Annotated in this window: 23 protein-coding genes; 16 read left to right on the forward strand and 7 right to left on the reverse strand. The window is 42.4% G+C overall.

Annotated elements, in window-relative coordinates:
* A complete protein-coding gene (gene tatC, locus MK127_05850) occupies positions 1-789 on the forward strand; it encodes a twin-arginine translocase subunit TatC (GenBank protein MCH2532314.1) in 789 nt (262 codons plus the stop codon).
* 9 nt (positions 790-798) lie between these two features.
* On the opposite strand, the gene MK127_05855 is transcribed toward tatC, so the two are convergent.
* Together MK127_05855 and holA are read right to left on the reverse strand one after the other, a co-directional pair.
* Entirely contained in the window at positions 799-1,014 is a 216-nt protein-coding gene (locus MK127_05855) for a twin-arginine translocase TatA/TatE family subunit (protein MCH2532315.1), read from the reverse strand.
* Between the two features lie 195 nt (positions 1,015-1,209).
* The gene (gene holA / locus MK127_05860; protein MCH2532316.1) at positions 1,210-2,217 is read right to left on the reverse strand and encodes a DNA polymerase III subunit delta; all 1,008 of its coding nucleotides are present in this window, start codon (positions 2,215-2,217) and stop codon (positions 1,210-1,212) included.
* Between the two features lie 57 nt (positions 2,218-2,274).
* On the opposite strand from holA, the gene MK127_05865 reads away from it, so the two are divergent.
* The 5 genes from MK127_05865 to MK127_05885 all read left to right on the forward strand — a co-directional run bounded on the left by MK127_05865 (position 2,275) and on the right by MK127_05885 (position 7,597).
* Positions 2,275-2,604, forward strand: a complete 330-nt coding sequence (locus MK127_05865; GenBank protein ID MCH2532317.1) for a DUF1232 domain-containing protein — start codon at positions 2,275-2,277, stop codon at positions 2,602-2,604.
* A gap of 55 nt (positions 2,605-2,659) precedes the next feature.
* Complete coding sequence (gene ilvD, locus MK127_05870; protein MCH2532318.1) at positions 2,660-4,360, forward strand: dihydroxy-acid dehydratase; 1,701 nt, start codon at positions 2,660-2,662, stop codon at positions 4,358-4,360.
* A 62-nt stretch (positions 4,361-4,422) separates the two neighbouring features.
* Positions 4,423-5,355: a DNA recombination protein RmuC gene (locus MK127_05875; protein MCH2532319.1), complete on the forward strand. Its 933-nt coding sequence runs from the start codon at positions 4,423-4,425 to the stop codon at positions 5,353-5,355.
* Positions 5,356-5,444: 89 nt separating this feature from the next.
* Positions 5,445-6,665: a CoA transferase gene (locus MK127_05880; protein ID MCH2532320.1), complete on the forward strand. Its 1,221-nt coding sequence runs from the start codon at positions 5,445-5,447 to the stop codon at positions 6,663-6,665.
* Positions 6,665-7,597, forward strand: a complete 933-nt coding sequence (locus tag MK127_05885; GenBank protein ID MCH2532321.1) for an EamA family transporter — start codon at positions 6,665-6,667, stop codon at positions 7,595-7,597. The genes MK127_05880 and MK127_05885 overlap by 1 nt, the downstream gene beginning before the upstream one ends.
* Here MK127_05885 and MK127_05890 read toward each other — a convergent pair.
* Together MK127_05890 and MK127_05895 are read right to left on the reverse strand one after the other, a co-directional pair.
* Positions 7,587-8,192: a nucleotidyltransferase family protein gene (locus MK127_05890; protein ID MCH2532322.1), complete on the reverse strand. Its 606-nt coding sequence runs from the start codon at positions 8,190-8,192 to the stop codon at positions 7,587-7,589. The genes MK127_05885 and MK127_05890 overlap by 11 nt on opposite strands.
* Before the next feature lie 3 nt (positions 8,193-8,195).
* On the reverse strand, positions 8,196-9,323 hold the full coding sequence (locus MK127_05895) for an XdhC family protein (protein ID MCH2532323.1): 1,128 nt from the start codon (positions 9,321-9,323) through the stop codon (positions 8,196-8,198).
* Positions 9,324-9,458: 135 nt separating this feature from the next.
* Here MK127_05895 and thrS point away from each other — a divergent pair, with 135 nt between their 5' ends.
* Both thrS and MK127_05905 read left to right on the forward strand, forming a co-directional pair.
* Positions 9,459-11,207, forward strand: a complete 1,749-nt coding sequence (gene thrS / locus MK127_05900; GenBank protein ID MCH2532324.1) for a threonine--tRNA ligase — start codon at positions 9,459-9,461, stop codon at positions 11,205-11,207.
* Between the two features lie 9 nt (positions 11,208-11,216).
* The gene (locus tag MK127_05905; protein MCH2532325.1) at positions 11,217-12,224 is read left to right on the forward strand and encodes an NAD(P)-dependent glycerol-3-phosphate dehydrogenase; all 1,008 of its coding nucleotides are present in this window, start codon (positions 11,217-11,219) and stop codon (positions 12,222-12,224) included.
* Here the strand turns inward: MK127_05905 and prmA are convergent.
* From prmA to hrcA, 3 genes are read right to left on the reverse strand one after another with little or no spacing between them, the layout of a single operon-like run.
* Positions 12,221-13,132, reverse strand: coding sequence for a 50S ribosomal protein L11 methyltransferase (gene prmA / locus MK127_05910; GenBank protein MCH2532326.1), 912 nt, complete (start codon positions 13,130-13,132; stop codon positions 12,221-12,223). The two genes, MK127_05905 and prmA, sit on opposite strands and share 4 nt — an antisense overlap.
* The gene (gene dnaJ, locus MK127_05915; GenBank protein ID MCH2532327.1) at positions 13,132-14,196 is read right to left on the reverse strand and encodes a molecular chaperone DnaJ; all 1,065 of its coding nucleotides are present in this window, start codon (positions 14,194-14,196) and stop codon (positions 13,132-13,134) included. The genes prmA and dnaJ overlap by 1 nt, the downstream gene beginning before the upstream one ends.
* Before the next feature lie 2 nt (positions 14,197-14,198).
* Positions 14,199-15,269: a heat-inducible transcriptional repressor HrcA gene (hrcA, locus tag MK127_05920; protein MCH2532328.1), complete on the reverse strand. Its 1,071-nt coding sequence runs from the start codon at positions 15,267-15,269 to the stop codon at positions 14,199-14,201.
* Positions 15,270-15,445: 176 nt separating this feature from the next.
* Here hrcA and MK127_05925 point away from each other — a divergent pair, with 176 nt between their 5' ends.
* From MK127_05925 to MK127_05960, 8 genes are all read left to right on the forward strand, one after another.
* Complete coding sequence (locus MK127_05925) at positions 15,446-16,597, forward strand: GuaB3 family IMP dehydrogenase-related protein (GenBank protein ID MCH2532329.1); 1,152 nt, start codon at positions 15,446-15,448, stop codon at positions 16,595-16,597.
* A gap of 146 nt (positions 16,598-16,743) precedes the next feature.
* Complete coding sequence (locus MK127_05930; protein ID MCH2532330.1) at positions 16,744-17,727, forward strand: P1 family peptidase; 984 nt, start codon at positions 16,744-16,746, stop codon at positions 17,725-17,727.
* Positions 17,717-18,583, forward strand: coding sequence for a DUF2520 domain-containing protein (locus MK127_05935; protein MCH2532331.1), 867 nt, complete (start codon positions 17,717-17,719; stop codon positions 18,581-18,583). Before MK127_05930 ends, MK127_05935 begins: the two co-directional genes overlap by 11 nt.
* Positions 18,574-19,413, forward strand: a complete 840-nt coding sequence (gene panB / locus MK127_05940) for a 3-methyl-2-oxobutanoate hydroxymethyltransferase (protein ID MCH2532332.1) — start codon at positions 18,574-18,576, stop codon at positions 19,411-19,413. The genes MK127_05935 and panB overlap by 10 nt, the downstream gene beginning before the upstream one ends.
* Before the next feature lie 41 nt (positions 19,414-19,454).
* Positions 19,455-20,249, forward strand: coding sequence for a pantoate--beta-alanine ligase (gene panC / locus MK127_05945; protein MCH2532333.1), 795 nt, complete (start codon positions 19,455-19,457; stop codon positions 20,247-20,249).
* A 28-nt stretch (positions 20,250-20,277) separates the two neighbouring features.
* The gene (locus tag MK127_05950; protein MCH2532334.1) at positions 20,278-21,204 is read left to right on the forward strand and encodes a PAC2 family protein; all 927 of its coding nucleotides are present in this window, start codon (positions 20,278-20,280) and stop codon (positions 21,202-21,204) included.
* A gap of 168 nt (positions 21,205-21,372) precedes the next feature.
* On the forward strand, positions 21,373-23,010 hold the full coding sequence (locus MK127_05955) for a CTP synthase (GenBank protein MCH2532335.1): 1,638 nt from the start codon (positions 21,373-21,375) through the stop codon (positions 23,008-23,010).
* Positions 23,011-23,225: 215 nt separating this feature from the next.
* On the forward strand, positions 23,226-23,519 hold a 294-nt coding region (locus MK127_05960), incomplete at its 3' end, for a transcription termination factor Rho (protein ID MCH2532336.1).

Here is a 23,519-nt window from a genome sequence, read left to right on the forward strand (position 1 = left end):
TTGGCTGAGGTTATGACGCTCCGGGATCATCTAGAAGAATTACGTAAACGTATTTTGTTCATAGTTGTTTTCATTGTAATCACAATGGTTGCGGCTTTTGTTTTTAGAGACACAATTCTTGATTTTTTGCTCGAACCAGGGTTTTCTCAGCTTGATGAAAAACCTATAGCGACTGAAGTGCTGGAAACAGTAAGCGTCACTTTCAAAGTTACGTTGATGGTCGCATTTGCTGTTTCTACTCCTGTTCTACTCTATCAATTAATCATGTTTGCCTCACCCGGGCTCACTGTTCGAGAGCGGGTCTATCTATTTTTATTTTTGCCAATGGTGATTATTGCCTTTGCTACAGGAATGGCTTTTGCCTATTACGTTTTATTTCCACCGGCGTTTAATTTTCTTTTCAATTTTGGTTCAGAAAATATCAATGCAGAGATTCGTATTTCTAGCTATATAAATGTTCTAATTTCTTTGATGTTTTGGATGGGTGTCATATTCCAAATACCTTTAGTTCTTTTTGGACTTGCACGCTTAGGGGTTGTTACTCCAAGGTTGCTAGGAAGATTTCGGCGCTTTGCAATATTATTAGCCTTTGTTGCAGCCGCAATAATTACCCCAACATTCGATCCGGTAAATCAGACGTTAGTAGCCGTTCCAATAATCGTGCTTTATGAATTGGGTATTTTATTGGCACGGGTAGGTCAACTACTTAGGAAGAGATCACAAAACGATACAGAAAAAAAAGGATTTTTTAGAAAATTAGTTTCACGACTTAGGTTTTGGAAGAGATAAATTTTTTAATTATTTTTTTTTGGATTTTGAGGAAGATGCTTTTTGGGGAGTATCAGCGGAGGCTTCGCCTTCTATTTCCTCTTTAACGTCTGAGACAGAGCCTCGGAATTCTTTTATACCTTTGCCAAGGGCTCTCCCGATTTCAGGGACTCTACCAGCTCCGAATATTACAAGGACAATTACAAGAATTATCGTTAGTTCTGGCCAACCTAGTCCAAACGGCATAGCAGCCCTCCTCTTAGTACCTAGCATGCTCTCACACAGAATAGCACGGGCTGAGCTGGACTTAAACAAGTACGAGTGCATAAAGAATTACTTAGCATTATTAATTGGTACTGCGTATACACGTTCACGCGGTACTCCTTCGGAAAATTCAAATACGTGTCACTAAATTAAAGAACAGTGGAGTTTGAACAAATATTATTTATGCGGAAGAGATACGGACTCGGCAATCAGTTCAGTCAATGCAATTTCGTCGTTACTGCTTGATTTAATGGATATATCAGTTTTTAGAAGCATTGAGTAAAACTGGATAATAGCCTCTTTACTGAATCTTTTGGCTTGGTTTTCCGTTTTACGTATCACGAAGTCAGATTGAGTTCCGATGCGTGGCCCCCATTCATGGGGGCTTACGTTTTTTTCTAGCAGCTCTTGAGCAATCGCGATTTTCCTAGCTTGACTAGCGATCATGGATAGTAAGTAAGTTCCGGTCTGTCCATCGTAGAATAGCTGTTGAGTCGTTTTAAGTGCCTTTGCATATTTGCGGTCCATAATTGCATCAACTAACTCGAAAATATTGGCTTCACGAATTCTAGTTACTAACTCATTTACGGCATCAATAGTTATGGTGCCATTGCTGCAGTAAATTGATAATTTCTCAATTTCTGAGTTTAGAATCCATAGGTTGGAGCCAATCCGGTCTACAAGAGATTCGCTGGCATCATTGGTGATTTTTGCTTGATACATATGCGTACGATCAATAACCCATTGGAAAATAGCCTCTCTACGAAGTGGTCTGAATTCTTTGATCGAAACATTCCCATGGCTATTGCTAATACTAGTAATAAGATCATGAAGTTCATTCTTGGCAGCTAATCGATTTTCGAAGAAAACAACATCCGAAAATGAAGGTAGTTGGACGAGTAAATCCTGTAGTCCTTCTGGAACGGTTGTCTTTTTTTCCTTTGCACGCCTTGTGCGACTACGGTTTTCGCCGGAGCTCAATGCGCCATGAACGATTGCCATACGCCTATTGGCTAGAAAAGGTGCCACCATGCAGGCAGCACCAAGTGTTGCCGTCGTAAATTCATTGTTATCAATATGTGTGAGATTTGACTCTCTAAGATCTTCAGGACCAATGGCATCTAGTAATTCTTTTAAGAACTCATTTGAACTAAATGAATCTTCACCGTGTACTAAATAAATCAAAGCATCGCCTTTGGTTCTGGCGAATTGAGGTATATTAGTACTGAGGTCCGGGAAACGATGTTTTTCATAATTACAAGAATTTTGTCTATAGCCTATCTGATCTTTAGCAGATCTATTCCATTACGGTACAAAATTTTGCCACTTTTAGGAATGGCTTATTTTATCCTCCCTCGTGATCTCATTCTGGATTTAGCCCCTTTAGGGCTGTTAGACGACTTACTAGTTTTCTCTTTATTATTTAGCTTGTTTGTCTCGAAAAGCACAACTTTTCTTCGAGGTAAGAACAAAAGGAAAGTAGAGGATGATTCAATACATATTACTGATTTTGAATTAGCAGATGATGCTGAGGATGATTCAGAAGAGAAAAACAAGCAAGAGAAAGAATAATTGTTGCGTAAAAATACATCGATTTGAGAAAAACTGACACCGTCAAGGAGATTTTATGTCTACTAACCCATTAAAAAAACACTCTGCAGAAATGACTGATGGCCCTTCTCGTGCACCAGCGAGATCGATGCTCAAGGCTATTGGTTACACTGACGAAGATCTCTCAAAACCCATAATTGGGGTAGCAACTACTTGGATTGAAACCATGCCCTGTAATTACAATCAAAGAGAACTTGCTAAATATGTAAAAGAAGGAATTCGCGAAGCTGGCGGTACGCCAATGGAATTTAACACTATCTCTGTTTCGGATGGCGTGACTATGGGCACGGAAGGAATGAGGGGCTCTTTAGTCAGTAGAGAGGTGATTACTGATTCCATTGAAACCGTGGTAAGAGGGCATTCCTTTGACGGATTGGTAGTTTTGGTTGGGTGCGACAAAACACTGCCTGCTGGAGCTATGTCATTGGCTCGTTTAAATCTGCCTGGTTTAGCTTTTTATAATGGGTCGATTGCACCTGGGAAAATTGATGGCAGGGATATAACTATTCTTGATGTTTTTGAAGCAGTTGGCGCACATGGAGCAGGCAAAATTGATGATGCGCGACTGAAAGCGATAGAGGACGCTGCTTGCCCTGGAGCGGGAGCCTGCGGTGGTCAATTTACCGCTAATACCATGGCAATGGCATTAGAATTCCTTGGGATTAGCCCTGCAGGGGCGAACGCTGTGCCTGCGGTGGGGAGTTCTAAGGCAGATGAAGCAAGGAAAGCCGGCAGACTTGCAATGGAATTACTGAAGAGCGATACAAAACCGCGAGATATTATGACAAGGGAGGCATTCGAGAACGCCATTGCAGGGGTTGCTGCAACTGCTGGCTCAACTAACGCTGTGCTTCATTTGCTTGCGATTGCCCGTGAAGCCGGTGTTCAATTGACAGTCGACGATTTTGATGAAATAGCATGGCGTACTCCTATTGTTGCTAGCATGAAACCGGGTGGGGAGTATGTCGCTGAGGATTTATACAATGCTGGTGGGTATGGATTAGTTTCGCAACAATTGGTCACTGCGAATTTGGTCAATGCTGATGAACGAAACGTCAGCGGGCAGAGTTTTAAGGAAATTGCATCTGCCACAATAGCGGATCCCGATCAAAAAGTAGTTTTGCCAATTGATCAGCCTGTTAATCCTCATGGCGGAGTTGCGATACTTCGCGGGAACCTATCACCAGAAGGCTGCGTTGTTAAGCTTGCAGGACATGGTAGGAGATTGCACCGAGGTCCTGCCAAAGTATTTGAGCGCGAGGAAGAATGTTTTTCAGCTGTGAGAAATGGAGAGATCGTTGACGGAGATGTCGTAGTAATTCGTTATGAAGGCCCAGTCGGTGGGCCTGGTATGCGAGAGATGCTTGGCGTAACCGCAGCAATTCAAGGTGCGGGGCTGGGTGATACGGTGGCCTTAATCACTGATGGTAGATTTTCAGGTGCCACACATGGCTTTATGGTCGGCCACATAACTCCTGAGGCTGCTGTTGGTGGCCCAATTGGTGTAGTAAAGAATGGTGACTATATAGTCCTAGACGTTGAAAATAGAGAATTAAATTTGGAAGTAGATTCCGAGGAACTATTGCGGCGTAAAGCTGAATGGACTGCCCCTGCGCCAAAATATACCACTGGAGTATTTTCAAAATATGCAAAAAGCGTTGCTTCCGCGAGCGAAGGCGCGATAACTAGCCCAGGTCTGACGGGAAGTATCTGGTAAGGGACATTTGTAACTGGCGAGATGCATAAATAGGGATATATCTTTGCCCTATGATTAGTTATATGTCCCTTTTTCTCGGGGTTTTTATCACAGCACTAGGCGTATTTGCTCTCTGGGTTGCTATTAGGCTATTGCGCCAGCCTCCAAGTATTGAGCCCAATGCCATAGAAGAGCGCTTGGAGCTTGTCCTTGAATCTTTTGATAGATTAGCTTCTCGAGTTGCTGAAAAAGTCGATCTAGCTGATATCGCAGTACATGTGAAAAATGTAAGCACACAGACTGATGAACTACATCGTGTTATGTCGAATAATCAATTAAGAGGCTTGTGGGGCGAGCGTATCGCAGAGGACATCCTGACTTCTGCCGGATTAATTGAAGGAATAGGTTACTATCGGCAAAAAGTTCAGCAGGAATCAGGCTCACGTCCCGATTTCACCTTCCCTTTGCCCGGTGGTCTTCGATTAAACATGGACGTTAAGTTCCCGATGGAAAATTATCGTAAAATGCTTGATTCTATCGAAGGTCGAGATAAGGAATTAGCTCAAAAACAATTAATGCAAAATGTTCGCACCCAAATACGTGAAGTTTCGACTAGGGATTATATTGATCCAACCAGCGGGACTGTTGACTGTGCTTTAATGCTCATACCCAGCGAAAGTGTTTATACTGATCTTCAACGATTAGCTCCAAATTTAATGGATTTTGCTCTATCAAATCGTGTGGTCTGTTGCTCACCATTAACTCTATTCGCTGTATTAGCTGTTATTCGGCAAGCTTCTGAAAGTATGCAGCTTACGCAGGCTTCAAGAGATCTTGCTGTTTCTTTGGGCAAATTTCGTACCGAGATATCCAAATTTTTTGAAAAAATTGATAACTTGAGTACTAGATTTGATTCAGCCCAAGGGGTTTTGGATGAAATTAATGGAATTAGGCGTAAAAAATTACAAGCCAGTGTTAATAGCCTCTTAAGTTTTGATCAGATTGACCGTGATTAGCCAGTATTTGATTGACATCAAAATACGCGAGCGTTTTTTCCCTTTATAACGTACAATCGCGATTCCGAGTTTTTATTAAGAGGTGATTGATGCCGGGTCCACTTGAAGGAATCAGGATCATTGACTTGACTCGTATTTTGTCAGGGCCTTTTTGCACGATGCTTATGGCTGATCTTGGAGCAGACGTTATAAAGGTGGAACAACCTGTAACTGGTGACCCAGCTAGAGGTAATGGGCCTTTCCTTAGCCCACCAGAATCTACAGAGGATAGTAACCAGTACAGTACTTACTTTATGAGTATCAATAGAGGTAAGCGCAGCATTGCAATTGATTTATCTAAAAGCGATGGTAGGGAAATACTACTGCAACTTATAGACTCTGCTGATGTACTCATCGAAAATTTCCGACCAGGTACTATAGAACGATTAGGTTTGGGGTACGAAACGGTTAAGGCAAGAAACCCTAAAATTATTATGGCCTCGATCTCAGGTTTTGGGCAAACTGGGCCATATGCACACAGGCCTGCACTTGATGTGATTGTCCAAGGTATGGGAGGGATGCTTAGTATTACGGGGGAACCCGGCAGGGGTCCTGTGCGCCCTGGCGCAAGCATTGGTGACATTACCGCTGCACTTTTTACCACTATTGCTATCGAATCTGCGTTATTGGAAAGAAATCAATCCAATGAAGGGCAGTATATTGATGTATCAATGTTGGATTGCCAAGTATCAATCATGGAAAACGCTTTTATGCGTTATTTTGCTCTTGGGCAGATACCGGAGCGCATAGGTACTCGCCATCCTAGTTCGACACCATTTCAAGCATTTGAGACATCTGATGGGCACGTAGTAGTAGCAATCATGGGAGGATCTACGGATCAATGGCCACTTTTTTGTGCGGCGATTGATAGAGTAGATTTGATAGATGATCAGAGGTACCTAACGGGTTGGGGTCGTACGCAAAATTATGATGAATTGATTCCAATAATTGAACAGGCCATGAAAGCAAAAACGACAATTGAGTGGGTAGAAATCCTTAGTGAAATGGGAGTTCCAGTTGGCCCAGTGCAAAACATAGAGCAAGTGGCGAATGATCCACAGGTTAACCATAGAGATATGTTTATTAGCATGGATCACCCAAGTATTGGCCCAGTAAAATTCACTGGGAATCCTCTGAAGTTTTCTCGTACTCCAGTTGTGCCGGAGAAATTTCCGCCTCAATTGGGTGAGGATACTACGCAAGTACTGCAGGCTATTGGGTTTACGGAGAATCAAATTTTTGAGCTCCGTGAAAACGGGGTGATTGAGTAATGCTTGCAGGGGCAATATTATCTCTGTTCTCTGCATTTTCATTTAGCGTAAATGCAATTCTGGTCCGTAGAGGAATTGCGAGTGCAGGTGCAACGGCCTCCCAAGGAGCATTCATTACTGTATTGCTTGGAGTTCCATTTGGTCTTTTGGCAGTTGCTATTACTGGTCAATTATTCAATTTTGATGAAATTTCTATGAATGGGTACTTGATGCTAGCCTTGGCTGGGATAGTCCATTTTGCCTTTGGTCGCTATTGCAATTATAGGGCTATTGGTGCTGTAGGAGCTGCTCGTGCAGGTCCGATACAGGCAGTCACAGTTCCTTACAGCGTGGGAATGGCTGTTCTCTTGCTGGATGAGAAGCTTACGCCTCTGATGCTACTTGCGATAACTTTAATATTACTTGCACCAGCCGTGATGATTGAGCGCACCACTATGTCATTTGGCTCGAAAGGCAGCTCCGAAACTGGAGAGATTGAACTAAGGCAACTTGAGGGTTATAGCTTTGCGCTGCTAGCTGCCGTTGCATACGGTACAAGCCCACTGTTAATTCGCGCAGTCGTAGAAGACTCTACTCGTACTGCTGCTATAGGTACATTTGCGGCATATTTTGGTGCATCAGCATTGCTTGTGGCTACACTGGCAATACCTAGCAGGAGAGAACTGATGGGTACAATTAATTTAAGGTACATGCGCCTTTTTGGAGGCGCAGGTCTCGCAGTGTTTCTTGCCCAACTTTTAAGATTTTTTGCTTTATCTATAGCTGACGTTGTTGTGGTTAACCCACTGCAGCGGTTGGTCAATGTATTTACACTGCTGTTGTCCTATGCAGTTAATAGGTCGATAGAGAAAATTAACTTTAGAGTAGTATTGAGCGTGATAATTTCTCTTTTGGGCTCGGGGCTTCTTATTTTGGCTGCTATTAATTCGTAGATTTGTACATTTCTAAAGCCGAACTGTAATCCTCTGGCGTATTGATGTTAGTAATAACATGCGGATCATTCGTAGGTACAAAAATTCGCTGGTCTTGATACTTTAGAATTATTTCTCGTAGGCCCATCTTTTCTTCAGTAATTGATAGTAAATCTCGCATTAGACTGCAGTGAAAAATGATAGGATGCCCGCTTTTTCCATTGAAGGATGGCGTTGCAATTAATGCCTTAGATTCAATCCATTTATCAATTAACGTTTTGATTATTGTTTTCGAGCGAGGTTGATCGACTGAGATAATCAAAATTCCATCAGGAGTGGTATTTATATTACTTAAACCTTTAATAATCGAACTTGATCGTCCGTTGTCATACTCTTGGTTAATTACAATTTGAGTATTGCTGTCCGAGAGTTCGTCTGAAACTAATTGATGATCGTGGCCGACTACAGTGATAATTGGGTCGAGCCCAGCTGCAGAAAGATTCTCAATTTGGTAGGAAATTATAGAACTTGCATTTCCCCAAGGTAGCAATGCTTTTGGTGTATTCATTCTCGATGATCGGCCTGCGGCCAGTAGTACTGCAGCAATAGATGGCATATATTATTTTTCGCTGGATGTTATTTTGCTTACCTTTTTAACGATCTTGTCTATTTGACTTGCCGCCATTGTCATCGCCTCTCCATTACGCTCATGTCTCCATGCGACAATTTCGGCCATGATACTGAGAGCTATTTCTTCAGGTGATCGCCCTCCCAAATCTAATCCGATAGGCGCATGAATTTGGCGGAGCCTACTTTCTGGGACGCCTTGCTTAAGTAAGGATTCATAAATCATTATTGTTTTGCGGGTACTACCTAGGAGTCCAACATATCCTGCTTTTGTTTTCGCTGCGCTGAAAAGTGCGAGATCATCAAAATTATGACCTCTAGTACCTATGACTATCGCAGTGTTAGGCGTAATAGGGAAAAAATCTAAACCTTTTTCATAAGGAGCAGTATTGACCATTTCAGCCATTTGAAAGCGTTCTTTGCTAGAGAATTCTTGCCTATCATCAGTGACCATAATCCGATATCCAAGCGTATGTGCAAGATTTGCAACTTGTAAATTCACATGCCCCCCACCGACCAGCACTATTGAGGCGGGGGCAGTGTAGCCTTCTATAAATATTTCATCATTTTCTTGAGTAATGAATCTGTGAGTCTTCCCCATTTCCATAAGAGAAATTGCTTTCGGAGTTATTTCTACGTCAAGCTTGGAGTCCCCTAAAGTTCCAGAAAGTACACCAGTTGAATCAATGATAAGCTGGGATCCAATTTCCAATCGATTACTCGAGACGACCGTAGCAACAGATAGGTTTTTTTCGCCAGCGTAAGCGCTGGATATCATTGCCGGTATTTCTCGTTTTGAGCCTTGGCCAATTATGGGTTCTATATAAAAATACATAGTTCCTCCGCACACGAGCCCATCGCGTGCAGCGATATCTTCATTTAGATAATACCTTTTGTAAGACGGACCCGATTTTTCTCTCAATGCTTCTTTGGCGGCAAACCAAATGTCTCCCTCTACGCATCCTCCTCCAAGAGTTCCAACCGTGGACCCGTCTTTTTTCACCAGAAGACTTGCCCCTGGTTTTTGAGGTGTGGACCCTTGAGTATGAATAACCTTCGCTATTACAAAATCTTCCTCAGAACTAGAGAGATTTGCAGCTTCGTCGTATACAGATTTCATAAAAATGGCCCCCAGCTTCATCATAACTGTATTAATTTTAACATTCCTTACCTAGGTCATCTCAATTGTTCCGGTGTACAATCTCGAGGTCCATTAAAATATGCTTTTTTGCATATTTGTATATAAGAGATTGGTATGCCAATAAAAAAAATTTCTATTGAACAGAAAGATCTAATTGATCTACGGGCTAGGATTCGCCATTCTGCAGCACATGTCATGGCTGATGCAGTTTTAGCATTATTTCCTGATGCCCAATTTGCAGTTGGTCCATCTACAGATGACGGATTTTATTACGATTTTGCAGTGGAACGCCCTTTTACTCCTGAGGATCTTGAAAAAATCGAAAAACACATGCTTCACACGATTCAACAGAGCATCGCGTTCAAATATTCTGAGATTAGTCGCGCTGAAGCGATAAAATATTTTTCGAATCAGGAATTCAAGCTACAAATTATTGATTCAATTCCAGTTGATCAAACAATAAGTACATATTCACATGGAGATTTTGTAGATTTATGTCGTGGTCCTCACGTGGATAACAGCGCCGATATTGTGGCGGTAAAATTAATGAGCGTAGCTGGTGCCTACTGGCGAGGTAATGAGCAAAATGCAATGCTTCAAAGAATTTACGGCACTGCATGGGAATCCGAGGATGCACTCCAAGAGCATTTGCATAACTTAGATGAGGCTGCAAAAAGAGACCATCGACGCTTAGGGCAGGAGCTCAGATTATTTTTTTTCGATTCCATTGCCCCGGCTAGTCCGTTTTTCCTCCCCAATGGGACCACTCTTAGTAACACTTTAGTGGATTACGTGCGGGATTTATATCAACGTTATGGGTATAAAGAAGTGATCACGCCCCAAGTATTTGATGCTGAATTGTGGAAAAAATCAGGTCATTATGAAAACTACAAAGAAAATATGTACTTCACTTTCGTTGAAGACAGAGAATTTGGTGTAAAGCCAATGAATTGCCCAGCTGCGGCTTTAATTTATGGCGCAGATTTGCACTCCTACCGTGATCTACCCTTACGTTATGCAGATTTTGGACGACTTCACCGTTTTGAAAGATCAGGTGTTACTCACGGATTAACCAGGGTACGAACTTTTTCGCAAGATGACGCGCATATATTTTGCGCACCGGATCAAGTGGAATCGGAAATTTCAGCATTTATATCTATGGTGCAAGAGACTTTTGATGTATTTCGATTTAATGACGTCAGGGTTGCACTTTCTTTACGTCCTGAAAAAAGGATTGGGACTGATAAATTATGGGACATAGCTGAAGGCGCATTAGCGTCTGCTTTGGATAATAAAAATATTGAATATGAGCCTATCCCCAATGAGGGAGCATTTTATGGCCCTAAAATAGATTTTTTTATCGCAGATGCAATTGGTCGTGAATGGCAATTGAGCACTGTTCAGCTTGACTATAATTTGCCTGAACGATTTGACTTAGAATATGTAGATTCAGAGGGCGTACGCCAAAGACCTGTCGTTATACATCGGGCAATGCTTGGTAGCCTAGAGAGATTTTTGGGTGTAGTAATTGAGCATTTTGGAGGAGCCTTTCCCACATGGTTAGCACCGATTCAAGCCCAAATTATTCCAATTGCAGATAGGCATCTTCCTTATGCGTATCAGCTACAAACTTCTCTTGATGGTAGAAATATCCGCTCCGACGTGGATAGCCGAAGTGAGCGGATGGGTGCCAAAATTCGTCAAGCTCAAGTCAATAAGATTCCATATATGTTGATTGTTGGTGATAAGGAGCAGGAATTAAATGGAGCCGCTGTCAGGCTACGGTCTGGAGAAGATCTTGGAGTCATGAGTGCGGATTCAATTTGTGAACGTATTTTTAATGAAATTGTTGCAAGGTCTTAGGCGGGTACCTTGAAACCAGATTCTATTGCGGTTGTAGGTACGACATTGTGGGGAGCCACTCTGTCTATAATACTAGCTCGCCAAGGTCACAAGGTAAGCTTGATTGCTCGCACATTGGATGAAGCAGAACTTCTGAGTTCAGAGCGTAGCTTTGAAAACAGGTTGCCTGGTTACCGATTCCCTGACTTATTAGAGATTACGTCGGATTGGACAGAAGGGCTTTCCAATGCAAGCATTATCGTATTTGCGGTTCCTAGCAATTCTATGAGAGACAATGCTCGAAGGGCTTTTTCTTCAATAAAAAATGATCCAATTGTAATTTCCGCATCAAAAGGTCTGGAAAAAGAAACATCTAAGCGTATGAGTGTAATTCTTCATGAAGAATTAGGAATAGGCCAAGAATTAATTTGCGTTTTATCCGGACCGAATTTAGCTCGCGAAATAGTTCAGGGGTTACCTGCGTCTTCCGTCGTGGCTTCCTCTTCCGAAGAGGCCTCTTTAATCGCTCAATCGGTGCTTAACTCAAATGTTTTTAGGGTTTATACCAATACAGATATTGTTGGCACTGAAATAGCAGGAGCTCTTAAGAATATTATTGCAATTGGAGCTGGTATCTGCGATGGAATGAGCTTGGGAGACAATGCTAAAGCGGGTTTTATCAACCGTGGCTTAGCTGAAATGACTCGCTTAGGAGTAGCATGTGGTGCACAGCCTTCAACTTTTGCAGGAAATGCTGGATTAGGTGATTTACTGGCGACATGTTACAGCACGCAAAGCCGCAATTACCGAGTTGGAGTGGCTTTAGCAAACGGACAATCCTCTGAAGATGCAATTCGCTCACTTGGTGGAGAAATTGCTGAAGGGGTCTGGACTAGCTTTAGTGCTGCAGAGTTAGCCGAAAATTTAAACATTGAGATTCCGATCATTGAGATGACCAATCGAATAATCAAAGGTACTGTGTCGCCGTCTAGTGCACTGAATGAATTTATGAATCGATCTATTAAGCAAGAAAACTAAGATTTTTTGCTTACTAAACTTATCCAATCGTCATCTTGGAATTGCTCAATAATTTGAAAACCATTGTTACTAAATGAATCTGCTACTTCCTTTAGTCGATTCATAAGTATTCCAGATGTAATCAAGGTACCATTTGGTTTCAAGCTACGATTCAACTCAGGGGCTAATTTTGCAAGTACTACTGAATTGACGTTAGCCAATGTCAAATCAGACCATTCGAAAGGTATATTTGGGTTTGGTAGCGACCCGTTGTAAAAGCGGACTTTCCCCGAAACGGCGTTTGATACCAAATTCTCCCTTCCCGCTTTTACCGCTACTGAGTCAATTTCAACTCCAAGTACTTTTGCAGCTCCTAGTTTGGCCGCTCCGATACTTAATATTCCCGATCCGGATCCAACATCAAGTACATTATCTGCGGGCTTTATGAATTCCTCTAAGCATTGCAATGTTCGTCTTGTTGTAGGGTGGTGGCCAGTACCAAATGCTAGCCCTGGGTCAATTTCAATTACGATACTTTTACTATCTGGCTCAAGTTTATGCCAAGGAGGTTGTACTATTATGTGCTTCCCAATTCGTAGCGGAGTGAAATGAGCCTTCCAAGCGTTTTCCCATTCGCTTTCTTCAATCTTTCTTTCTTCAAATTGTTCCAGTTCAGTTAATTTACCGATCAATTGCAGCCCTATGTGCAACATTTCTTGGTTTGTTTTAAAAGCAGGAGTTTGAGGAATGTAAGTTCTGAGTATTGCGCTAGGACTTTCTGGCGGGGATTCTCCCTCGTCGGGATTCCATCCGCCTTCATGTTCAATCACAAGGCCGTCTTTACCGTATTTTTTGAATAGCTCCGCTACTGGTTCTACGTATTCAAAAGGGACTTTTACTTTGAATTCGATCCAAAAGCTTTCTGTCATTAAGACTCTTTCATGGACTTTTGGAGCTTTTCTAGAAGATCACGTTGTTCCTTGGATAGTTTTGAGGGAGTGGCAACATGGATACTGACAATATGATCACCGCGCCGACCATTTTTGTTGAGGTGGGGTATACCTTTGGACTTAAGCCTCAATACTTCGCCAGATTGTGTACCCGATGGAATTTTTACTTCCACTATTCCATCGAGCGTAGGAATCTCGACTGTAGTGCCAAGTGCAGCTTCTGGGAAATTCACCTCCAGATCGGACAGAACATTATTCTCAGCACGTTTGAAAATGCTATGCTTCATAATTCGAATATTTACCAAAAGGTCGCCTGCTTGGCCACCATAATCACCGGCATCGCCTTGCCCATCTAGGCTGAGATTTGCTCCTTCAAATACACCTGCTGGTATCGGAATTTTAATTTTATGAGATTTGTTTTCCCGTCCTCGCCCTCTGCAGGCCTTGCAAGGGTTGAGAATTTTTTCTCCACTTCCAGTACAAACGTTGCATATTGCCTCTGTTACGAATTGACCAAAAACAGAGCGTTGAGTACGTCGAACTTTGCCACTGCCCTGGCAATTAATGCACTGCTCTGGATTTGTACCGGGCTCTGATTTACTCCCAGCGCATGTTGCGCATTTTTCTACTCTGGTAATTTCAATTTCTTTGGTTATTCCAAATGCGGCTTCTTCAAATGTGAGGGAAATATTTGTCTGTAGTGTTCTTCCTGATCTAGCTCTGGAGCGCTGAGTGGTTCCGCCTCCAAAAAATGCATCAAATATGTCGCCAAATCCCCCAAAAACATCAAATCCCTCAAAGCCTTGACCTCCGGATGAATTTACTCCGGCGTGCCCAAATTGATCATATTTTGCACGTCTATTTGGGTCGCTTAATATCTGGTAGGCTTCGTTGACTTCCTTGAATTTCGCATCGGCACCTGGTTCTTTATTACGATCTGGATGAAATTCCATCGCCTTTTTGCGGAACGCTTTGCGTACTTCTTCCTCGTTGGCATTTCTATTAATGCCTAATGTTTCGTAATAATCTCTTTTTGTGGTCATATCTATTGAGGATTCTCTAGGGCTAGGATCAGTTCATTTAGAAACTTAGATAAGTATTGGACACTGGCAATTGCTTTCCCGTAATCCATCCTAGTAGGCCCAAGTGTGCCAATTATTCCCATGTCTCCGCCTGGAGTCCCGTAAGTTGCATATACGATACTGTACGGTCGGAGGCTTTCCTCATGACTTTCTTCACCGATGATTACTTTTACTTCTGATGGTACAGAGGGTTCTGCAAAAATCTTTGATAAGGATCGCTCTTCTAATACTCCTGCAGCATCCTGAGCTTTCTGTCGCGATTGAAATTCAGGTTGGTTTAGTAAATTGCGTAGCCCATTGGTGTATAAAATTTGGGTATCGTTTTTTTGTACATCAGTCAGAACATGGATTGTTTCAGTTATCACCGCATCATAAAGCGTAGATTCGCTACTTCTGCTATCCCACAATTTACGAAGATCACCTGCACTGCAACCTGTAATAATAGTATTCAAGTGGTTTGCAGTATCAGTCATAGCATTTTGATCAACGGCCCCTTCGAAACGAACCATCCGTTGACTTACCCTAGCTTCCTGCATAACGACTACCAATAAAGCATCATTGTCATGTAGGTGCACCAATTGTATTTGCTTAACACGCGCTACTACTGGCTTAATTGTCGTTGCAATAGTCAAATTGGTGACGGCGCTTGATAGTACCTCCGCTGCACTTTTGGCCCAAAGTATTGGATCTGCTGTATCTGGGTGTATAGATTTTCGGACGTTACTTTCAAAATTATCGGGCAATTGTGACGACTTGATAGTTCTCTCTACGTAAAAACGATAGCCAGGGTCAGAAGGAATACCTCCTGAAGAGGAATGCGGCCTTGAGATATAGCCAAGTTCTTCAATCTCAGCCATATCGTTGCGGATAGTTGCGGGGCTGACATGTAACGCATACCTTTTTACTAGTTGCTGAGAGGCAACCGGCACCGCCGTTTGAATATAATCTGCAACTATTATTTCAAGCAGCGTCTGTCGACGTAAGTTAAGGCCTGCAGGTTGATTATGTGTTGTATTAGCAGTCGATGTATCCAAGTGCTAACGCTCCTCCGACGAATGTAGCATTGGAGTTGTCGTCGAGTCAACGACAAACCCAATGGATTGTAAAATTGGATGGTATTGGTATTGTGAAATCAATCTCAATTAGATTGACTCATTAGGATGCTTTTGCTAGAGTCGTTTCTCAATACACAGCACTAAATGGGGGCCAAATGGTACTACCTGGAATTCAACTTCGAGAATTGCGTAGGACCTACGGTTTTGAGGAAGTTGCGATTGTTCCAGGTGACGTTACTACCAACCCCGACCTTTCTCGTACAGATCTCTCCATAGGGCCCTATAATTTCACAATTCCAATACTTGCTTCGGCTATGGACGCCATAGTTGATCCTCAATTTGCTGGATTGATGGCTAGTGCTGGTGGCCTTGGAGTCATGAATCTAGAAGGCTTGTATTGTAGATATGAAGATCCTACTGACGCCTTAAAGGAAATTAGCTCTGCTCCTAAGGAGAACGTCACTGATGTGCTTCAGCGTGTTTACACGGCGAAATTCAATGAAAACCTTGTGGGGAGGCGCGTCGAGGAAATCAAGGCAACTGGTGCTGTGGCAGCAGTCTCTGTCACTCCGCAAGGTACTAAACGTCTAGCGCCTCTAGCTGTTGAAGCTGGTGCAGATATCATTGTAGTCCAATCTACTGTTACTACTGCTCGACATATTTCTAATAGCTTTACAGGACTACGCCTCAATGAATTAACTTCCCAGATAGGCGTACCGGTACTTGTTGGCAATACCGTCACAAGTAGTGCCTCACTAGAGTTAATGGAGCAGGGGATTGATGGGATTCTAGTTGGTGTTGGCCCTGGAGCTGCATGTACAACACGTGACGTTACTGGAGTGGGGGTCCCACAGGTTTCAGCTACATTGGAAGTTGCTGCAGCTCGAGACGAATTTTTTGCGCGTACTGGAAAATACGTTACGGTTATTACTGATGGTGGTATACGAATCGGGGGAGATCTTTGTAAGGCTATAGCTGCTGGTGCAGACGGTGTAATGATTGGTACTCCTTTTGCACAAACAAACGAGGCTCCTGGTGGAGGTTTTAACTGGGGCATGGCTAGCCCACACCCTGCTTTACCACGAGGAACTCGTATCAACGTTGGGGTGCGAGCAAGTCTCGATGAAGTGCTTTTTGGGCCTAGTCATCGTACTGATGGAACACAAAACCTTGTTGGTGCTTTGCAAATTAGTATGAGTATGGTCGGAGCACAAACGGTAAAAGAATTCCATGAAAAAGCTGAACTTGTAGTTGCACCAACAATCGCAACGGAAGGCAAAATTTTCCAGCGATCTGGGCAGATTTAATTATAGATATACACAAATGCTATAAGTATGTTTGACCAGAATTCCTTTTTATAAGTATCCTAAATCTGCATCTGACCGCTCGGCAGATAGCTTTTCCATAGAATTTCTCTTTGATATGCGTATCGATAAGAGGTGAGTTCGATCTTATGAACGGTACATTGACAGATGTTCACGGTCTTAAAGTAGGCCACTATACCGATCTCAGCAATGCTACGGGTTGTACCGTCATAATTGCTGAAGAAGGTGCAGTACCTGGAGTTGATGTTAGAGGAGCTGCGCCTGGCACTAGAGAAACTGATCTTATTCGCGCTGAAAATACTATAGAAAAAATCAATGCCATAGTTCTGAGTGGCGGTAGTGCATTTGGTCTGGATTCTGCATCTGGTGTGATGAAATACCTAGCAGAAAAGAATATTGGACATATGGTCGGAAAGCATGTGATCCCTATTATCCCCTCAGCTATTATTTTTGATTTGAACATAGGAAATTCCGTGACTCCTAATGCCGCGAATGGTTATCTTGCTGCGTCTGTCGCTGTCGCAGATACCGTACCGCAAGGTACTGTCGGGGCTGGTACTGGTGCGACTGTGGGTAAGGCTTTAGGTATAGATAATGCGATGAAAGGCGGCTTGGGTAGTTACTCTATAGATTTAGGGGACGGTGTTGTGCTGTCCGCATTAGTGGTTGTTAATTCTGTTGGTGGAGTACATGACGCCTATGATGGAAAGCTTTTAGCTGGCCCCAATGCAATAGGTGGTCGACCAGAAGACAGTTTTTCGATTTTTGCTGATCACAATTATGGTAAACAGAAATCCATTCAACCTGAGCATTTAGGGAACACAACTATAGGCGTAGTTGCCACGAATGTTAATTTAACAAAGGCCCAATCTAACCGATTGGCAATGATAGCGCATGACGGATTAGCCCTAGCTATTAGGCCCACACATACTATCCACGATGGTGACACTATGTTTGCGCTTGCTACTGGTGAAATTGACGCATCCGATGAATTCCCGCGCTTGGTTGCACTTACACCCCTAGTAGTAAGCAGGGCAATTGTTGCTGCAGTGCAGAATGCTACATCACTTTATGGGTTTCCCAGTGCAAGTAAGGGCAAAAATGAGCAGTGAAAATTTTAGAATTGGTTTCATTGGAGCAGGCAGACTGGCGCAAATTTTGGCGCCTGCTTTGCATGATAAGGGATATTTAATTACTTCAATCTCAAGTCGTTCGCATAGTTCTGCCGTTGCTCTTAGTGAAAGAATTCCTGGTTCATGTGTTAGTGAAATCAAAGATGTTGATGCTGATTTAATATTTATAACGACTTCAGATTCAGCTATCTCTGAGGTTGCATCTAACGTTTACTGGAATTCAAGGCAATATGCGGTTCATTGTAGTGGAGCTTCTTCATTAGAGAAACTGGACTACGCTAAAAGAATGGGTGCAAGCGTTGGTTCTTGGCATCCTTACCAAACGTTTAATAAATTTACTTCCCTTGAGGGTGTTACCTTTGGTATTCAGGCTGAAGTTTCTTTGACAGAAATATTGAGAGAAATGACATTGAATCTTGGCGGAATACCCATAGAGATTCCGTCTGATTTACGCCCTTTGTACCACGCTTCATCAGTTATGAGCTGCGGGTATTTAGCTACTTTAATTTATTCGGCTGCATTATTGTGGACTAGTACAGGTCTTTCTGAAGAGAAAGGATTTAATGCTATCTTAAAAATAGCAAGGTCTACTCTGGATGCTATAGAAGAACTTGGAGTGCCCAGTGCAATGACGGGTCCGATTATTAGAGGTGATAAAGGAACAGTAAATTTGCATAAGGACTTAATAGAAAGGCACTTACCTTCATTATGGCCGTTTTATGAGCAAATTAGCCTATTGTCAGTCATGATTGCACAGGAAAATGGTATTTCGGATAGTAATGTGGATTGGTCAGATATCTTCAGGATTGGGCAAGAGGAACTACAATGCGATTAAGAACAACTGCTCTAAAAGAGATGAAACTAGCAGGTAATCAGATTACGTGCATTACTGCTTATGATTACCAAATGGCCCTACTTGTAGAAGAGGCATCAATCGAAGTGATACTTGTAGGAGATAGCTTAGGCAATACTGTATTAGGTTACGACTCAACTATCCCGGTCACTCTAAACGACATGATTCACCATACTAAAGCGGTGGCAAGAGCTTCCAAGTCCTCACTAATTGTTGCGGATATGCCGTTCCTTACCTATAACGTAACTATTGAAGAGTCTTTACGAAATGCTGGGCGCTTAATACAAGAGGGGGGTGCACAGGCAGTGAAACTTGAAGGCGGGAAGCCCGTTGCAAATGTAATTCGCAAACTAACTGAACTAGGAATTCCTGTAATGGGGCACTTAGGGCTAACTCCACAGTCAGTACATCAAATGGGTGGTTATATGGTTCAAGCTCGGACTTTTGATCAGGCAAAAAATTTGATCGAAGACGCACAAATCCTCCAAGAATCTGGCGCATTTGCAGTTGTGCTTGAGGCTGTCCCGTCAGAACTTGCAAAACTAGTTACCGAAAGATTATCGATTCCAACTATCGGAATTGGTGCTGGCAATTATTGTGATGGCCAAATTCAAGTAATTAATGACATTTTAGGGTTTAGTTCACACTCTCCCAGGCATTCAAAGCAATATGCAGATATTAACGCGGTGGTTTTGAATGCCTTGAATGGCTATGCCCAGGAAGTGCGCGACGGTAAATTCCCAACCTCAAAAGAATCTTCCTATATTGATTCGCAAGTACTAAATGATTTACTTGCAGATAAAGATCTATAGCTTTGCGGGTATTCGAATCGAAAACTTGCCTAGATAAATTCTTGGAAGATTGCTCAAAACCAATTGGGTTAGTTCCAACGATGGGCGCATTACATCAAGGCCATATATCTCTAATTCAACAGGCTCGTAAAGAGTGCACTACAGTTATAGTTTCAATTTTTGTAAATCCTACTCAATTCAATAGCACAGAAGACTACGATAGTTATCCAAGAACTTTAAATGACGATTTATTTAAGTTGCGGGATGAATGTGTAGATGGTGTTTATATTCCAAGCATTTCAGCTATGTACCCGGAAGGGTTTTCTACTTCGGTAAGTGTTAATGGGCCAGCTCAAGGTTTGGAGAGCGACATGCGCCCCGGTCATTTCAACGGAGTTGTACTTGTAGTGACAAAGCTTCTGAACCAAGTATCTCCAGATCGAATCTATTTGGGTCAAAAAGATGCCCAGCAAGTTGCAGTGATAACGCAGCTCGTAAATGACTTAGATTTTTCTGTAGGTATCACCGTATGCCCAACGGTACGAGAAGAGGATGGACTTGCAATTAGCAGTAGAAATGTTCGATTGGATTTAGAACAACGGAACGCAGCAGCAATTATTTTTAAGGCACTTGCTGCAACTAGAGATCGATATCGTGCGGGCAATCATAATATGGCGGAACTGGAAAAAGGGTGTAGGAAAATTCTTGAAAGTGAGCATTTAATAAGTACCATTGAGTATATTGAAATGATAAATCCCAGTACTTTTGAAAAATGGGATGGCTTAGGTGATTGTTTGCTATTAGTATCAGTCAAGCTAGGTGACATAAGGCTGATAGACAACGTCCTGATGGACTGATCCCTTTGTTTGGGTCTACACTTGAAGCATGGATTTTCTTAAACAAAATAGTCCCCCTTCAGATTTAAATTCTCCTATAGTGCTTTACGCGTTTCGTGGATGGGCTGATGCTTCTGAATCAGCTACACATGCGCTAAGGCATTTAGTTCGCCAACTAGGGGCAGAACAGTTTGCAGAAATTGACCCCGAAGAGTTTTACAATTTCACACGTAATCGTCCTCAAGTCAGGCAAAATTCTGATGGAGAGCGCTATATCCAATGGCCTCGCAATCGATTTTTTTATGCAAAAAATGACAATGGGAAATCCGATTTGATTATATTTTTAGGAACGGAGCCTAATTTCAGATGGAGGACATTCACCCAAGGGATGGTAGATTACTTCAAAGAATTGCATGTATCTCAGGTAGTGCATGTAGGTGCTTTGCTGGATGCTGTGCCCCACACAAGAAAAGTTAAAGTAACAGGTAGATCGTCCAGCCCGGAAATAGCAGCGAAAGTCCCAGGGATGCAGCTAAGGCGTTCCAAATACACTGGCCCCACAGGTATAACTAGCGTGCTAATGGAAGAGGTTCGGGTAGCGGATATTCCAAGCATGAGTTTATGGGGACACTCACCTCACTATTTGCAGGTTTCTCCCAACCCTAAGGTAAGCATTGAGCTTCTAAAAAAAATTGAACAATTGGTTGGAATTAATTTAGATTATGCGCATTTGCAGTCCCAATCTCAGAATTTTGATAAACGCGTTAAACTCGCTCTCCAGGATGAACCTGAATTGTTAGAGTATGTTCACCGTTTAGAAGGGCAGTGGGATATTGCCAACTTGGACGATATAAGCACAGAAAATGTACAGGTTAATGACTCTATAGATATGCCTGAACCGGAGCAGGCAGTTAAAGGGATAGAGGAATTTTTGCGCCAGCAATTAAATTCTGGACCAGAATTACAAAACGATTGAAACTGTATATAAATTACCTGATCCATACTTGACATATGGCAAGCCTCGTTCCTAGAATCTATGTGTGCAGGGGAACGTGCTACGATCAAGTCTGTTATTTAAAGTATCGTGGCTCAGTGTCCCCTTTTTTTTGCGTAAAATTTATTTAACTCCATGTGAGGTCACAATTTGAGCACGAAATATATTTTTGTGACCGGCGGGGTTGCAAGTTCTGTGGGGAAGGGTATAAGCGCGGCATCTATCGGACGAATTTTAAAAAGCCGTGGTATATCTGTAGCAATTCAAAAATTAGATCCATATTTAAATGTAGACCCTGGCACAATGTCTCCTTATCAGCATGGTGAAGTCTTTGTCACAAAAGATGGGTGTGAAACTGATTTAGATCTCGGTCACTATGAAAGATTTATTGATATTGAGCTTACTGAAACTGCCAATATTACTGCTGGACAAATTTATACACAGGTCATAGCAAAAGAGCGCCGTGGAGATTATTTAGGCGGCACTATTCAAACAGTTCCACATGTTACCAATGAGATAAAAGACTTTATGCATCGGATTTCAAGCGATCATGCTCCTGATGTAGTAGTAGTAGAGGTTGGAGGGACGGTTGGGGACATTGAAGGGCAGCCATTTTTAGAAGCGATCAGGCAGATGCGCTCAGAGATTGGCAGAGAGAACACGTTCTACATTCACGTAACCTTGTTGCCATTTATAGGTGCTACTGGGGAACTTAAGACTAAGCCTACTCAGCATTCGGTCAAAGAGCTCAGGTCAATCGGGATTCAACCCGATGCAATTGTATGCCGTGCTGATTTAGAGATATCCGATGAGATAAAAGAAAAGATATCGCTTTTTTGTGACGTCCGCAAAGAAGCCGTAATCCCTCTAATGACTGTAGAAAATATTTATCAGGTGCCTCTTATACTGGAAGAAGCAGGATTGGGAGATATTCTCATCCGTTCCTTAAGTTTGAGCTCTGGTAAAGCTGACCTTAAAGATTGGCAGGGAATGGTAGATCGGATACTGCAGCCTCAACCAGAAGTATTGATTGGTGTAGTAGGTAAGTACGCCGATCTCCATGATGCCTATCTATCTGTAAGAGAGGCCTTGAGGCATGCTGGGTTTTCCCAGAATCGTAGCGTCACGATTGATTGGATTCAATCTGAAGACCTGGAAAACAATAATGCTGAATCCTTACTGCGACATGTCTCTGGGATTGTAGTTCCGGGAGGATTTGGGCCACGTGGGACTGAGGGTATGATTAATGCTGTCACCTACGCTAGGAAAAATGGGATTCCTTATCTGGGTTTATGCCTTGGTATGCAAGTTATGGTTATTGAGCATGCAAGGGAAGTTGCGGCTTTGAATGACGCCAATTCATCTGAATTTGACACTCAATCGAATAACCAAGTTATACATTTAATGGATGACCAGAAGGACGTAGATTCGATGGGTGGAACAATGAGGCTTGGCAATTATCCCTGTACGATAGTTCCAAACTCTAAAGCATCTGCGATTTATGGGGTTGAGCAGATTTTGGAACGGCATAGGCATCGCTTTGAATTTAACAATTCATATCGTGAGGTACTTCAAGAAACTGGCCTTTTTGCCAGCGGCCTATCACCAGACGGAAAGCTCGTAGAAATTGTCGAGCATACGGACCATCCATTTATGGTAGGAGTACAATTTCACCCTGAATTTCGGTCAAGGCCTTTAAACCCTCACCCTCTATTTGATGAGTTTATATCGGTAGCTTCGAAAACTATTAGAGAAGGCGATCAGCATCAGTTTGCCATAGGTAGGTGAAATTACTTGAAATATTTTGACGGATGTTAGACAATGAACAGGCACAAGATGTGCTCTGTTATTCGAAATTTCAAGTTCTAGGTATATACAGTAAGGTAAACTAGCCCGCTTGTCGGCGCTTCATCGTAAATTTATTCCACACGTAAACGTAATATTAAGTATTAAATGAGAAATATGAGTTGTCCATCCGTTAATTATCCGAGGCCAGAGGCTCTATGAATATTGCTGAGCTGCAACAAAAAACCACTGAAGAATTGATTGCCATTTGTGGCGACATGGGACTAGGCAATGACAAGCCATTGCCAAAAACTCATGACGCTCTCATGTACGAAGTTCTTCAGGGATATGTAGAAAAATTTGGACCAGGCTTATTAGAAGACGGGCTAAGCCTTGCAAGTGGAGTTCTTGAGATTCTCCCTGATGGATATGGATTTTTAAGGCATAACGGTCGTAGACCTGATCAGAATGACGCATACGTTTCGCAGTCACAAATTCGCCGGTTCAATTTG

The sequence above is a fragment of the Dehalococcoidia bacterium genome (genome assembly GCA_022449765.1).
GTDB lineage: Bacteria > Chloroflexota > Dehalococcoidia > Lucifugimonadales > Australimonadaceae > UBA2963.